Origin of the sequence: Pseudomonas sp. AKS31 (genome assembly GCF_023634765.1) — a bacterium.
Taxonomy (GTDB): Bacteria; Pseudomonadota; Gammaproteobacteria; order Pseudomonadales; family Pseudomonadaceae; genus Aquipseudomonas.
The window spans coordinates 702,102-715,700 of the sequence record NZ_JAMLFX010000001.1; the positions used below are offsets into that span (position 1 = coordinate 702,102).

Sequence of the window (13,599 nt, forward strand, 5' to 3'; positions counted from 1 at the left end):
TCGATGCCTATTTCACTGCCCGCGATATGCGTGAAGTGTTCTGCGATCAGGGCCGCGTGCAGGCAATGCTCGACTTCGAAGCGGCGCTGGCCCGGGCCGAGGCGCGGGTCGGTTTGATTCCTTCTTCTGCGGTGAAACCTATTGCGGCTGCATGCAGTGCTGATCTGTATGACTTCGCAGCATTGGGCGAGGCGATTGCCACGGCCGGCAATTCGGCGATTCCGCTGGTCAAGGCATTGGGCAAGCAGGTTGCTGCCAGCGACGCTGAAGCCGAACGTTATGTGCATTTGGGCGCGACCAGTCAGGACGTGATGGATTCCGGGCTGGTGTTGCAATTGCGACAGGCGCTGGCGTTGATCGAGAACGATCTCGCGCAACTCGCTGATTCCCTCGCGACCCAAGCGCAACGCCATGCGGCGACGCCGTTGGCCGGGCGCACCTGGCTGCAACATGCGACGCCGGTCACCCTCGGCATGAAAATCGCCGGATGGCTGGGCGCTGTGACGCGCAGCCGTCAACGCTTGCGCGAACTCAAGCCGCGTCTGCTGGTGCTGCAATTTGGTGGTGCGTCCGGAACCCTCGCCGCGCTGGGCGCGCAGGCCTTGCCGATCGCTGAGGCGCTGGCTGAAGAACTGCAACTGACCTTGCCGGAACAGCCGTGGCACACCCAGCGTGATCGCGTGGTCGAGTTCGGTGCGGTGCTCGGTCTGATCGCCGGCAGCCTCGGCAAATTCGGCCGCGACATCAGTCTGTTGATGCAAACTGAAGCGGCAGAGGTGTTCGAGCCGTCGGCACCGGGCAAGGGCGGTTCGTCGACCATGCCGCACAAGCGCAATCCGGTCGGTGCGGCGGTATTGATCGGTGCGGCGACGCGGGTGCCGGGGCTGCTCTCGACGCTGTTCAGCGCCATGCCGCAGGAGCACGAGCGTAGCCTCGGCTTGTGGCACGCCGAATGGGAAACCTTGCCGGAGATTTGCTGCCTCGTTTCCGGTTCGCTGCAACAGGCGCGCTTGCTCGCCGACGGCCTGGAAGTCGATGCCGAACGCATGGGCCGCAACCTCGAATTGACGCAGGGGCTGGTGCTGGCCGAAGCCGTCAGCATCGTCCTCGCCCAGCGTGTCGGCCGCGACACCGCGCATCATCTGCTCGAACAATGCTGCAAACGCGCCGTGGCCGAGCAGCGCCATTTACGCGCCGTGCTGGGTGACGAACCGCAAGTCACTGCTGAGCTGAGCAACGCTGAACTCGATCATCTTTTGAACCCCGCCCATTATCTCGGTCAGGCGAAAACCTGGGTCGAGCGTGCGGTGGCCGAACACAACGCATTGTCTGTCTGAAAGGAGAGGGCTGTGGCTTTCGTTCAACTCGCCGATGGCGAACTGCACTATCAAATTGAAGGTCCGGTCGATGCGCCGGTGCTGGTGCTGTCCAACTCGCTGGGCACTGATCTGCACATGTGGGACGCGCAGATGCCGGCATTTACCGAGCATTTTCGCGTGCTGCGTTTCGATACCCGTGGCCATGGCCAATCGCTGGTGACACCGGGGCCTTACAGCATTGAGCAATTGGGTCATGACGTGCTCGGTCTGCTGGATGCGCTGCACATCGAGCGCGCGCATTTCTGCGGGCTGTCGATGGGCGGTCTGATCGGGCAGTGGCTGGGGATCAACGCTGGGCATCGCCTGCACAAGCTGATCGTGTGCAATACGGCGGCAAAAATCGGCGATCCATCGGTGTGGAATCCACGCATTGAAACCGTGCTGCGCGACGGTGCCGCAGCGATGGTGGCCCTGCGTGACGCGTCGATTGCCCGCTGGTTTACCCCGGACTTTTCGGCAGCGCATCCGGCGGCGGCCAAGCAGATTACCGACATGCTCGCCGCCACTTCGCCTGAAGGTTATGCGGCCAACTGCGCGGCGGTGCGTGATGCCGATTTCCGCGAACAACTGACGTCGATCAATGTGCTGTTGCTGGTGATTGCCGGCACCGAAGATGCGGTGACACCGCCGTCCGGTGGGCACTTTATTCAGGAACACGTACGCGGCGCCCAATATGCCGAGTTCTATGCGGCGCACCTGTCCAACGTGCAGGCCGGTGCAGATTTCAGTGATCGCGTGTTGGCTTTTTTGCAGGCTAAGTGAGGAAGTGTTTGTGGACGAGAAACAACGTTACGACGAAGGCATGCAGGTACGCCGCGCGGTGTTGGGCGATACGCATGTCGATCGCAGCCTGACCACGCTGACCGAGTTCAACTCGGAGTTTCAGGAGATGATCACCCGCCATGCCTGGGGCGATATCTGGACGCGTCCGGGCTTGCCACGGCACACGCGCAGCCTGATCACCATCGCCATGCTGATCGGCATGAACCGTGAAGGCGAGCTGAAACTGCACCTGCGCGCGGCGGCCAATAACGGCGTGAGCCGGGGCGAGATCAAGGAAGTGATCATGCAGAGTGCGATTTACTGCGGGATCCCGGCGGCGAATGCGACGTTTCACTTGGCCGAATCGGTGTGGGATGAGTTGGGAGTCGAATCCCGGGATTGACGGTTGAAACCGAAAAAGATCGCAGCCTTCGGCAGCTCCTACATTTGGAATGCGTTCCCCTGTAGGAGCTGCCGAAGGCTGCGATCTTTTGCTCTTCAAACCGTGGCCACAATAAATATCCGCTTGAACGCAAACAACGTATGCCCATCCCCCTCTTGCGGATAATGCTTATGCACCCGCATCAGGTAGTGATAGATAAACCGCGCCTGTTCCGCTGCACTCAACGCCTGCATCACCGGCCGCAGCGCCGAGACCTTCACCCAGTCATACACCGGCGACTTGCCGTCAACCACCTGCAACTGCTCGGTCTCCCAGATATCCAGCGACGTAGTCATGGGCGCGAGCAACCGGTAGTAATCCTCCAGTGCCAATAACGGCCGCGCCGCCATGCGCTGGCGCAGTTCAGGAGTGCCCAGTGGCGTGCCACCGGTGCCGCCGTTTTCGAGGGTGTCGAGCATCAGCCGATACCACAGCGCATCGCGCCAGTCCGGCATGTGCGCCGCCAGACAGCCGCCGGGATTCAGATAACCGAGCAGGCGCGGCAGCAGTTTTTCATGGCCTTCGATAAAGTGCAGCACGGCGGCCGCGAACAGCAGATCCGCCGGCTGCTCAGGTTGCCAATCAAGCAGGTCGCAATGTTTCCACAACGCCCGGATCGGCAGGCAGCGTGCCTCATCAAGCATCTGCGCGGAGCTGTCGACGCCCTGCAACTGCGCGCGCGGCCAGCGTTTGGCCAACAACTGCGTGGCAATGCCGGTGCCGCAGCCGAGGTCGTAAATGCGTTGCGGGTTGTGCAGGTCGACGCGGTCGAGCAGTTCGTTGACCGGGCGTTGCCTGAGACGGGAGAACTGCTGGTACGCCTTGGCGTCCCAGTCGGGTGTTGCGGTGAGACGAGAGATCATTGAGGAGGTCCTCTGGTGATCGGTGGTGTCTTCCGATGACAACCTGGCTCACAGCTTGAGGACCGACTACGACGACGGAAGCGGGAAGGTGAAGCACCTGAGTCCTTCAGGTTTTGTCACTTTACCTGCCGGCCGGCAAAGTGCGACTTGTCCTGACCAGTGGCGAGAATTCCAATGTAGGAGCTGCCGCAGGCTGCGATCTTTTGATCTTGTTTTTAAGATCAAAAGATCGCAGCCTGCGGCAGCTCCTACAGGGGGGGATCGGTGTTTAAAGGAGGCTGATCGGATAGCTGACGATCAAACGGTTCTCGTCGAACTCGTTGTTGCTGAAGTCGCGGCGCATGGTCGAGTTGCGCCATCTGACGTTCAAGTCCTTCAGCGCGCCGCTCTGCACGGTGTAGCCCAGTTCCGATTCGCGGCCCCATTCCTTGCCGTCGGTGATCGTCCCGGTGTGCACGTTGTCGCCGCTGATATAGCGGTTCATCAGGGTCAGGCCGGGGATGCCCAGCGCGACGAAGTTGTAGTCGTGGCGCACTTGCCAGGAGCGTTCCTGCGCGTTGTCGTAGCTGGCGTTGTAGCTGTCGTTGGCCAGCGTGCCGCCGCTGGTGCCGTTGACGCGCATCCAGGCGCTGTCGCCGGTGAGTTTCTGCAGGCCGACGTAAAAGGTGTTGCCGCCGTAGCGGGCCGAGAACAGGCCGGACCAGGTCTTGTTGTCGAGATCGCCGGCGCGGGCGCTGCCGTCGTCTTTGCCATAGAAGAAACCGAGGTTGGCGCCGAGGGTCCAGTCGCCCAGCGGCTGGCTGTGGATCAGGTTGACGTATTGCTGGCTGTAGATGTCCTTGAGTTCAGCGTTCCACAGCCCGATCTGCGTGCGTTTTTCGTTGAAAACGTATTCACCGCCCTGAAAGTTGAAGCGATCGGAGGTGAACGCCGATTTGCCGGTCATCGACATGTCGCTCATGCTGCTGTCGTCGCGCGGGCTGTTGGCGCGGAACTGGCCGCCATAGAGGGTCAGGCCGTCGATTTCCTTAGAGGTGATCTGGCCGCCGCGAAAGGTTTGCGGCAGCGAGCGACCGTCGTCCGAACGCAGGATCGGCAGCACCGGCATCCACTCGCCGACCTTCACTTCGGTCTGCGAAAGCTTGGCCTTGAAGGCGACATTGGTGCGACCGAAATGGTCCGCCGGGCGACCGTCGTGATCCAGCGGCAACAGCTGCGTGCCGCCCGTGCCTTTACCGCCATCGAGTTTCACTGAGTACAGGCCGAGTACATCCATGCCGAAGCCGACGGTGCCTTGGGTGAAGCCGGATTTGGCGTCGAGGATGAAGCTCTGCGTCCACTCTTCAGCCTTGCCCTGCGCTTTGGTCGGGTTGGTGAAGTTGCGGTTGATGTAGAAGTTGCGCAGGTTGAGGTTGACCTTCGCGCCCTCGATGAAACCGGCTTCTTCAGCCGCAGCGGGCAGCGCCGCACCGGCCAGGGCCAGGGCCAGGGCGATCAGGCCGGGAATTGCGTAAGGCGCAGGGGAGGTTGTCATGGGCTCGGGTCTCTCTTGTTTTTTTAGGGCGAACGGGTGCGCTGCGGCCGGTTTTTACGGTGCAGAAATGCGATGAATTCAGGGGGTGAAGCGACGGCGGTCAGCCGGTCGGAGCAGGGCGCGGGAGCATGGTGTCTAACCTGTTGTTATTGGTTTTGTTGATCGAATGGTGCTGGGGGCGGATGTTCGGATTCAATTGGGAAAAGCGGGTTTCGGGCGATTATCGAACAGCATTGAAGATCAAAAGATCGCAGCCTTCGGCAGCTCCTACAGGGCAACGCCTTTCAAATGTAGGAGCTGCCGAAGGCTGCGATCTTTTGATTCTCAGGCAACAAAAAGCCCACCAATCGGTGGGCTCCTTGTATTCAGCCGATGATGATCAGAACAGCTTCATCTTCGGTGCTTCTTCTTTCAGCGGTTCGTTCTGCGCGGTTTGCGCATTCCAGCCACCGCCCAGGGCCTTGTACAGGTTGACCGCACTGGTCAGCTGCGCGAGGCGGTCGGTGATCAGTGCTTGTTGCGCGCTGAACAGCTGACGCTGGGCATCGAGGAAGGTCAGGTTACTGTCGACGCCGATGCGGTAGCGACGTTCGGCCAAACGGTAGTAATCCTGGTTGGCCTGCACGAAGTCACGCTGCGCTTGCAACTGCTCGGTGTAGGTCTGGCGTGCGGCCAGGCCGTCGGCGACTTCCTGGAAGGCCGTTTGAATGGACTTCTCGTAGTTCGCCACGCCAATGTCCTTCTGGATCTTGGCGTAGTCGAGGCTGGCGCGCAGGCTGCCGGCGTTGAAGATCGGCAGGTTGATCTGCGGCTGGAACAGCCACGTCCCCGAACCCCCCTTGAACAGACCGGACAGATCCGGGCTCAGGCTACCCGCGTTGGCGGTCAGGCTGATGCTCGGGAAGAACGCGGCACGGGCCGCGCCGATGTTGGCGTTGGCCGCTTTCAGGTTGTACTCGGCTTGCAGGATGTCCGGACGACGTTGCAAGAGATCCGAAGGCAGACCCGGCGGAACATCGCTGAGCAGGTCATCGGACAGCGGTTTGGCCGTTTGCAGATTGGCCGGGATACCGGTGCCGAGCAGCAGGGTCAGGCTGTTTTCGTCCTGCGCCACCTGGCGGGTGTAACGCGCCAGTTGTGCCCGGGCGTTCTCGACCGAGGTGCGCGACTGCGCCAGATCCAGCGCCGAAGCCACACCGACTTCGTTGCTGCGGCTGGTCAGCTTGTAGCTTTCTTCAAAGGCGCCGAGGGTGTCCTGGGTCAGCTTGAGCAGTTCCTTGTCCGCTTGCCAGGTCAGGTAAGCATTGGCGACGCTGGCGACCAGACTGATCTGCGTGCTGCGGCGTGCTTCTTCGGTGGCGAAGTACTGTTGCAAGGCTTGTTCGCTCAGGCTGCGAACCCGACCGAACAGGTCGAGTTCGTAGGCGCTGATGCCGACCGTGGCGGAGTAGGAGCTGGTGATGCTCGACTCGCCGGTCTGCGACGCACGCGCCGGAACCCGCTGGCGGCTGCCGCTGCCATTGGCCGAAACTGCCGGGAACAGGTCGGCGCGCTGGATGCGGTATTGAGCCGCGTAAGCGTCGATGTTCAGTGCGGCAACACGCAGGTCGCGGTTGTTTTCCAGCGAGACCTGGATCAGCTGTTGCAGGGCCGGGTCATGGAAAAACTGCTTCCAGCCCTGTTCGGCAGCAGCTTGCGCCGGTGCCTGGGCCGGCGAATACGCCGGGCCCTGTGGGTACTGGCCTGCGACCGGAGCCTCAGGCTGCTGATAATCAGGTATCAGCGAGCAACCGCTCAGCACGAAGGCGGCGACTGCGAGGGAGAGTAGCGACTTGCTCATTGGCCAGCCTCTTTAGGAGTTTCTTTAGTTTCATCCTGGTCGGCGTTTTTACGCTGGCCCATGGACGAAACCGTGACGAAGAACAGTGGGACCCAGAAGATCGCCAGGATCGTGGCGGTGATCATACCGCCGATTACCACCGTACCGATGGCGTGTTGGCTACCTGAGCCCGCGCCGGTGGAAATTGCCAGCGGTACCACACCGAGGATAAACGCCAGCGAGGTCATGATGATCGGACGCAGACGCATGCGGCAAGCCTCGATGGCTGCGTCGCGCAGGCTGGCGCCCTGTTCGTGCAGCTCCTTGGCGAACTCGACGATCAGAATGGCGTTTTTCGCCGCCAGACCGATGGTCGTCAACAGACCCACCAGGAAGTACACGTCGTTGGACAGGCCGCGCAGACTGGTCGCGAGCAGAGCACCAATGATCCCCAACGGCACTACGAGCACGACTGCGATCGGAATCGACCAGCTCTCGTAGAGTGCCGCCAGACACAGGAACACCATCAACAGCGACAACGCGAACAGTGCCGGGGCTTGCGAGCCTGCCAGACGCTCTTCATAGGACAGACCGGTCCAGGAGATGCCCACGCCTTTCGGCAGTTTCGCGGCGATGGCCTCGACTTCAGCCATGGCTTCACCTGTGGAGTAACCCGGAGCCGGGGCACCAAGGATTTCCACCGCTTCCACGCCGTTATAGCGCGAGAGCTTCGGCGAGCCGTAGATCCACTCGCCCTTGGCGAATGCCGAGAACGGAACCATGGTGCCGCTGGCGTTGCGTACGTACCACTTCTTCAAGTCTTCCGGGTTCATGCGCGAATCCGGCTGGCCTTGCACGTACACCTTTTTCACCCGACCGCGGTCGATGAAGTCGTTGACGTAGCTACTGCCCAAGGCAATCGACAAGGTGTTGTTGATGTCGCTGATGGTAATGCCCAGGGCACTGGCCTTCTCGTCGTCGATTTCCAGCTGGAACTGTGGCTCGTCATTCAGACCGTTCGGACGCACTTGCGAGAGCACCTTGCTCTGCGCCGCCATGCCGAGGAACTGGTTGCGTGCCTCCATCAGTTTTTCATGACCGATACCGGCGCGGTCCTGCAGGAACACGTCGAAACCGGTGGCGTTACCCAACTCCAGTACCGCCGGCGGGGCGAAGGCGAACACCATCGCATCACGGAAGGTAAAGAAGTGCTGCTGGGCGCGAGCGGCCAGTTTGAACACGCTGTTGTCGGCGTCACGTTCATCCCATGGCTTGAGCATGATGAACGCCATACCCGAGCTCTGACCACGGCCGGCGAAGTTGAAGCCGGTCACGGTGAACACCGAGGCAACCGTGTCACCTTCACCGCCATCCTTGGTCGGACGCAGCAGGTACTCACGCATTTCATCCACGACCACCTGGGTGCGCTGGGCACTGGAGCCGGCCGGGGTTTGCACTTGAGCGAACAGTACGCCCTGATCTTCTTCCGGCAGGAAGGAGGAAGGAATACGCATGAACAGCCAGATCATGCCGATCAGAATCAGCGCATAGGCCAGCAGGTACGGCACCTTCTGGCGCAGGATATTACCAACGCCGCGCTCGTAGCTTTTGACGCTACGGTCGAAGTTGCGGTTGAACCAGCCGAAGAAGCCTTTTTTCGGCGTGCCATGCTCACCATGAGGAATCGGTTTGAGCATGGTCGCGCAGAGCGCCGGGGTAAAGATCAAAGCCACCAGCACCGACAGGCCCATGGCCGAGACGATGGTGATCGAGAACTGCTTGTAGATGACCCCGGTCGAACCACCGAAGAATGCCATCGGCAGCAATACCGCCGACAGTACCAGGGCGATACCGACCAGTGCGCCCTGGATCTGGCCCATGGACTTTTTGGTCGCTTCCTTGGGTGACAGGCCTTCTTCCGCCATCACCCGCTCGACGTTTTCCACCACGACGATGGCGTCGTCCACCAGCAAACCGATGGCCAGCACCATCCCGAACATGGTCAGGGTGTTGATGCTGAAACCGGCGGCGGCGAGGATACCGAACGTACCGAGCAATACCACCGGCACCGTCATGGTCGTGATGACCGTGGCGCGGAAGTTCTGCAGGAACAGGAACATCACCAGGAACACCAGCACCACGGCTTCGACCAGCGTGTGAACCACGCCTTTGATCGACTCAGTCACCACCGGGGTAGTGTCGTACGGGAATACCACTTCCATGCCTGGCGGGAAGAACGGCTTGAGGCCGTCGATGGTAGTGCGCAGGGCTTTGGCCGTGTCGAGGGCGTTGGCGCCGTTGGCCAGTTTCACTGCCAGACCGGAAGCCGGGCTGCCATTGAACTGGGCGCTGATCGCGTAGTTTTCACCACCGAGACCGACGTCGGCGACGTCTTTCAGGCGAACCTGCGAGCCGTCCTTGTTGACCTTGAGCAGGATTTCCTTGAACTGCTCGGCGGTTTGCAGACGGGTCTTGCCGATGATCGTCGCGTTGAGTTGCTGACCTTGCACGGCCGGCAAGCCGCCGAGCTGACCGGACGAGACCTGGACGTTCTGCGCCGCAATGGCGGTTTTCACGTCGACCGGGGTCAGGTTGAAGTTGTTCAACTTGGCCGGGTCAAGCCAGATGCGCATCGCGTACTGGGCACCGAAGACCTGGAAGTCACCGACACCGGCGGTGCGCGAGATCGGGTCCTGCATGTTCGACACGATGTAGTTGGACAAGTCGTCCTTGGACATGCTGCCGTCACGCGACACCACGCCGATCACCAGCAGGAAGTTTTTCACTGCCTTGGTCACACGGATACCTTGTTGCTGCACTTCCTGCGGCAACAGCGGGGTGGCCAGGTTCAGCTTGTTCTGAACCTGCACCTGCGCGGTGTCGGAGTTGGTGCCTTGCTCGAAGGTCGCGGTGATGGTCATGCTGCCGTCGGAGTTACTTTCCGAGGAGACATAACGCAGATTGTCGATACCGTTGAGTTGTTGCTCGATCACCTGAACCACGGTGTCCTGCACGGTTTGCGCCGAAGCGCCCGGGTAGGTCACGGAGATCGCAATGGCCGGTGGCGCAATGCTCGGGTACTGGTTGATCGGCAACTTGAGGATCGATAGTGCCCCGACCAGCATGATCACCAGGGCAATTACCCAAGCGAAAATCGGACGGTCGATGAAGAATTTTGACATGGGTTACTCCCCTTTGCCGCCGGCGGCTTTGTCAGCTGCCTGTGCGGGGGCCGGGTTCTTTGCGCCGACATTGGTCGCTTCGGTCGGATTGACCTCGGCGCCCGGTTTGACGAATTGCAGGCCTTCGGTGATCAGACGATCGCCGGCCTTCAAGCCGTCCTCGATCAGCCACTGGCTGCCAACGGTGCGGCTGGCCTTGAGCTGACGCAACTCGACCTTGTTGTCCGGACCGACGACCAGTGCGGTCGGCGTGCCTTTGAGGTCGCGGGTCACACCCTGCTGCGGGGCGAGGATCGCGGCACTGTTCACACCCGCCTGCAACTGGGCGTGGACGAACATGCCAGGCAGCAAGGTGTGATCCGGGTTCGGGAACACGGCGCGCAGGGTCACGGAACCGGTGGTCTGATCGACCGACACTTCGGAGAATTCCAGCTTACCGTCGAGCTTGTACTGGCTGCCGTCTTCCAGGGTCAGCTTGACCGCAGCGGCGTTATCGCCGGCTTTTTGCAGGCGACCGCTTTCCAGCTCACGGCGCAGTTCAAGCAGTTCAACCGACGACTGCGTAACGTCGACGTAGATCGGATCCAACTGCTGGATCACGGCCATGGCGTCGGTCTGGCCGTTGTTGACCAGCGCACCTTCAGTCACGGAAGAACGGCCGATGCGGCCGGAGATCGGCGCGTAGACCTTGGTGTAACGCACGTTGATCTGCGCGCTCTGCAGCGACGCTTCCGATTCCATGCGGTTGGCCACAGCAGTGTCGTATTCCTGACGGCTCACGGCCTGCTCGTCGACCAGTTGCTTGTAGCGGTCGGAGATCGACTTGGTCGAACGCAGGTTGGCTTCGGCGCTTTTCAGGGTCGCTTCATAGACCGAAGGATCGATCTGATACAGCTGCTGGCCGGCTTTGACGTCGGCGCCTTCCTTGAACAGACGCTTGAGAATGATGCCGTTGACCTGTGGTCGGACTTCCGCGATGCGGAAGGCACTGGTGCGGCCCGGCAGTTCGGAGGTGAGGGTAAAGGCTTGTGGTTGCAGGGTGACGACGCCGACCTGAGGCGGTGGAGCGGCCGGTGCCGCTTCTTCCTTTTTACATCCGCTGAGCAGCGATGCCAGGGCGACGGCAGTGACCAGAGCGGTAACAGCTGGCTTGAATTGCATGAAGATCCTCGGGTCAGGCGCGCAAAGAGCGCACAAGAAGTGTGTAAGGGTAAAAAAAGGATACCGGGTGGATAAGTAGCTTGCTAAGGAATATACTTACGTTCATGGTTGTTTGTAAATACCTTTGCCGCGTACCCAACCCGTTACAAAAGTCGTTGCAAGGTTTGAAATTGTAGGCCGGGGAGCTGATCCGTGAGAGATCGCCCCCTCTTTATTCAGCGGATATTCAGCCATCCCTGAAACATCCTGTTTGAGGTTTTACTGTCATGGTCCGTCGTACCAAAGAGGAAGCTCAAGAAACCCGTAGCCAGATTCTGGAAGCGGCGGAGAAAGCCTTTTATGAAAGGGGCGTCGCTCGTACGACGCTGGCCGATATCGCAACAATGGCCGGGGTCACGCGCGGTGCTATTTACTGGCATTTCAGTAACAAGGCTGATCTGGTACAGGCCATGCTGGATTCGCTGCGTGAGCCGCTGGATGAATTGGCCAGAGCCAGCGAAAGTGAAGATGAACTCGATCCGTTGGGCTGCATGCGCCAACTGCTGATTCATTTGTTTCATCAAGTTGCACTGGACCCGAAAACCCGGCGTATCAACGAAATTCTGTTTCATAAGTGCGAGTTCACCGATGAAATGTGCGATTTGCGCCAACAGCGCCGGGACGTCAGCCTCGATTGCAACGAGCGCATCGCTCTGACGTTGCGTAATGCGGTCAATCGCGGACAGTTGCCGGAAGATCTCGACACCGCCCGTGCGGCCATCAGTATTCACAGCTATATCGATGGCCTTCTGTATGGTTGGCTGCTGGCGCCGGACAGCTTTGAGCTGCATGCCGAGGCCGAACGTTGGGTCGATACAGGGTTGGATATGCTGCGCCTGAGCCCCAGCCTGCGCAAATGAAACAAAATGCGTAATTGGCACAGCCTATGTCAATTGACCTGCTTTTATACCCGTTCGCGGCGGGGAGTTTAAACGTAGCGAGCTACGCATTTTGTAGGGAATTTGTGTCGTCTGTGTGAACAAGTGTTGGCCGCTTGCCCTCACCCCAGCCCTCTCCCAGAGGGAGAGGGGACTGACCGAGATGTTCTTTCGAGTTACACCGACGTGAAAATCCAGTCGAACTCGGGTTTCAAACATTCCCCGATCGGCTCCCTCTACCAGAGGGAGAGGGGACTGACCGAGGTGTTCTTTCGAGATACGCCGACCTGAAATATCCAGTCGAACTCAGGTTTTGAACATTCCCGATCGGCTCCCTCTCCCTCTCCCTCGGGAGAGGGCTGGGGTGAGGGGCTACGTACTCAGCCGCGCAATCAATCTCAAGCGAGCACAAAAAAAGCCCCCGACTCTCACAAGTCGGGGGCTTTTGCATTTCTGCGGTATGCCTTAAAGCGTCGGATAGTCGATATAACCCACCGGCCCTTTAGCGTAGAACAACTCCGGACGCGCCTCATTCAACGGCGCATCAGCCTTCAAACGCGCCGGCAGATCCGGGTTGGCAATGAACGGTACGCCAAACGCCACGGCGTCAGCCTTGCCGCTGGCCAGCCACTCGTTGGCGCTTTCCTTGGTGAATTTTTCGTTGGCGATGTACGGGCCACCGAAGGCTTCTTTGAGTTGTGGGCCGAGGCTGTCGGCGCCTTCTTTCTCACGGGAGCAGATGAACGCGATACCGCGCTTGCCCAGTTCACGTGCGACGTAGGTGAAGGTTTCCGCCAGGTTGTCATCGCCCATGTCGTGGGAATCGGCGCGCGGTGCCAGGTGCACACCGACACGGCCGGCGCCCCAGACTTCGATCGCGGCGTCAGTCACTTCCAGCAGCAGACGCGCGCGGTTTTCCAGCGAGCCACCGTAGTTGTCAGTGCGCTGGTTGGTGCTGCTTTGCAGGAACTGGTCGAGCAGGTAACCGTTGGCACCGTGGATTTCCACGCCGTCGAAACCGGCGGCTTTGGCGTTCTCGGCACCGGTGCGGTAAGCGTCGACGATGTCGGCGATTTCAGCGGTTTCCAGGGCACGCGGGGTTGGGTAGTCGGCCAGTGGGCGCACCAGGCTGACGTGACCTTTAGGCTGGATCGCGCTCGGTGCCACCGGCGCTTCACCGTTGAGGTACGACTCGTGAGAGATACGGCCCACGTGCCACAGTTGCAGGAAAATCTTGCCGCCGGCAGCGTGAATCGCTTTGGTCACGTTGGCCCAGCCGCGCACTTGATCGTTGGACCAGATGCCCGGGGTGTCCGGGTAGCCGACGCCCATTGGCGTTACCGAAGTGGCTTCGCTGAGGATCAGGCCAGCGGACGCGCGCTGTACGTAGTATTCAGCCATCAGCGCGTTCGGTACGCGGCCTTCGTCGGCGCGGCAGCGGGTCAGCGGGGCCATGATGATGCGGTTGGCCAGCTCGATGTCGCCGAGTTTGATCGGATCAAAAATAGTTGCCATGTCTACAACCCTCGTAAGTAAAAGT

Annotated in this window: 10 protein-coding genes; 4 read left to right on the plus strand and 6 right to left on the minus strand. The window is 60.4% G+C overall.

The window, feature by feature from the left end; translation table 11 throughout:
* From M9827_RS03110 to pcaC, 3 genes are all read left to right on the plus strand, one after another.
* A partial coding sequence (locus tag M9827_RS03110) for a 3-carboxy-cis,cis-muconate cycloisomerase (RefSeq protein WP_250603374.1) occupies window positions 1-1,337 on the plus strand: 1,337 nt, incomplete at its 5' end.
* Window positions 1,338-1,349: 12 nt separating this feature from the next.
* Window positions 1,350-2,141, plus strand: coding sequence for a 3-oxoadipate enol-lactonase (gene pcaD, locus M9827_RS03115; protein WP_250603377.1), 792 nt, complete (start codon window positions 1,350-1,352; stop codon window positions 2,139-2,141).
* Between the two features lie 10 nt (window positions 2,142-2,151).
* A complete protein-coding gene (gene pcaC / locus M9827_RS03120) occupies window positions 2,152-2,544 on the plus strand; it encodes a 4-carboxymuconolactone decarboxylase (RefSeq protein WP_250603379.1) in 393 nt (130 codons plus the stop codon).
* Window positions 2,545-2,639: 95 nt separating this feature from the next.
* Here the strand turns inward: pcaC and M9827_RS03125 are convergent, their stop codons facing one another.
* The 5 genes from M9827_RS03125 to emhA form a co-directional block, all read right to left on the minus strand.
* Complete coding sequence (locus tag M9827_RS03125) at window positions 2,640-3,446, minus strand: methyltransferase domain-containing protein (RefSeq protein WP_250603381.1); 807 nt, start codon at window positions 3,444-3,446, stop codon at window positions 2,640-2,642.
* 268 nt (window positions 3,447-3,714) lie between these two features.
* Complete coding sequence (locus tag M9827_RS03130) at window positions 3,715-4,980, minus strand: OprD family porin (protein WP_250603383.1); 1,266 nt, start codon at window positions 4,978-4,980, stop codon at window positions 3,715-3,717.
* Between the two features lie 379 nt (window positions 4,981-5,359).
* A complete protein-coding gene (gene emhC / locus M9827_RS03135) occupies window positions 5,360-6,820 on the minus strand; it encodes an efflux RND transporter outer membrane subunit EmhC (RefSeq protein ID WP_250603385.1) in 1,461 nt (486 codons plus the stop codon).
* Complete coding sequence (gene emhB, locus M9827_RS03140) at window positions 6,817-9,981, minus strand: efflux RND transporter permease subunit EmhB (protein WP_250603387.1); 3,165 nt, start codon at window positions 9,979-9,981, stop codon at window positions 6,817-6,819. Before emhB ends, emhC begins: the two co-directional genes overlap by 4 nt.
* 3 nt (window positions 9,982-9,984) lie before the next feature.
* Window positions 9,985-11,142: an efflux RND transporter periplasmic adaptor subunit EmhA gene (gene emhA, locus M9827_RS03145; RefSeq protein WP_250603389.1), complete on the minus strand. Its 1,158-nt coding sequence runs from the start codon at window positions 11,140-11,142 to the stop codon at window positions 9,985-9,987.
* A 266-nt stretch (window positions 11,143-11,408) separates the two neighbouring features.
* Here emhA and emhR point away from each other — a divergent pair, with 266 nt between their 5' ends.
* Window positions 11,409-12,041, plus strand: coding sequence for an efflux system transcriptional repressor EmhR (gene emhR / locus M9827_RS03150; protein WP_016982806.1), 633 nt, complete (start codon window positions 11,409-11,411; stop codon window positions 12,039-12,041).
* Window positions 12,042-12,524: 483 nt separating this feature from the next.
* Here emhR and M9827_RS03155 read toward each other — a convergent pair whose 3' ends face one another.
* Window positions 12,525-13,574, minus strand: a complete 1,050-nt coding sequence (locus M9827_RS03155) for an alkene reductase (protein WP_250603391.1) — start codon at window positions 13,572-13,574, stop codon at window positions 12,525-12,527.
* Window positions 13,575-13,599: the final 25 nt, after the last annotated feature.

Coding starts and splice junctions, on each gene's coding strand:
- M9827_RS03125 (WP_250603381.1), bottom strand. CDS start 3,446: ATGATCTCTCGTCTCACCGCAACACCCGACTGGGACGCCAAGGCGTAC.
- M9827_RS03130 (WP_250603383.1), bottom strand. CDS start 4,980: ATGACAACCTCCCCTGCGCCTTACGCAATTCCCGGCCTGATCGCCCTG.
- emhC (WP_250603385.1), bottom strand. CDS start 6,820: ATGAGCAAGTCGCTACTCTCCCTCGCAGTCGCCGCCTTCGTGCTGAGC.
- emhB (WP_250603387.1), bottom strand. CDS start 9,981: ATGTCAAAATTCTTCATCGACCGTCCGATTTTCGCTTGGGTAATTGCC.
- emhA (WP_250603389.1), bottom strand. CDS start 11,142: ATGCAATTCAAGCCAGCTGTTACCGCTCTGGTCACTGCCGTCGCCCTG.
- emhR (WP_016982806.1), top strand. CDS start 11,409: ATGGTCCGTCGTACCAAAGAGGAAGCTCAAGAAACCCGTAGCCAGATT.
- M9827_RS03155 (WP_250603391.1), bottom strand. CDS start 13,574: ATGGCAACTATTTTTGATCCGATCAAACTCGGCGACATCGAGCTGGCC.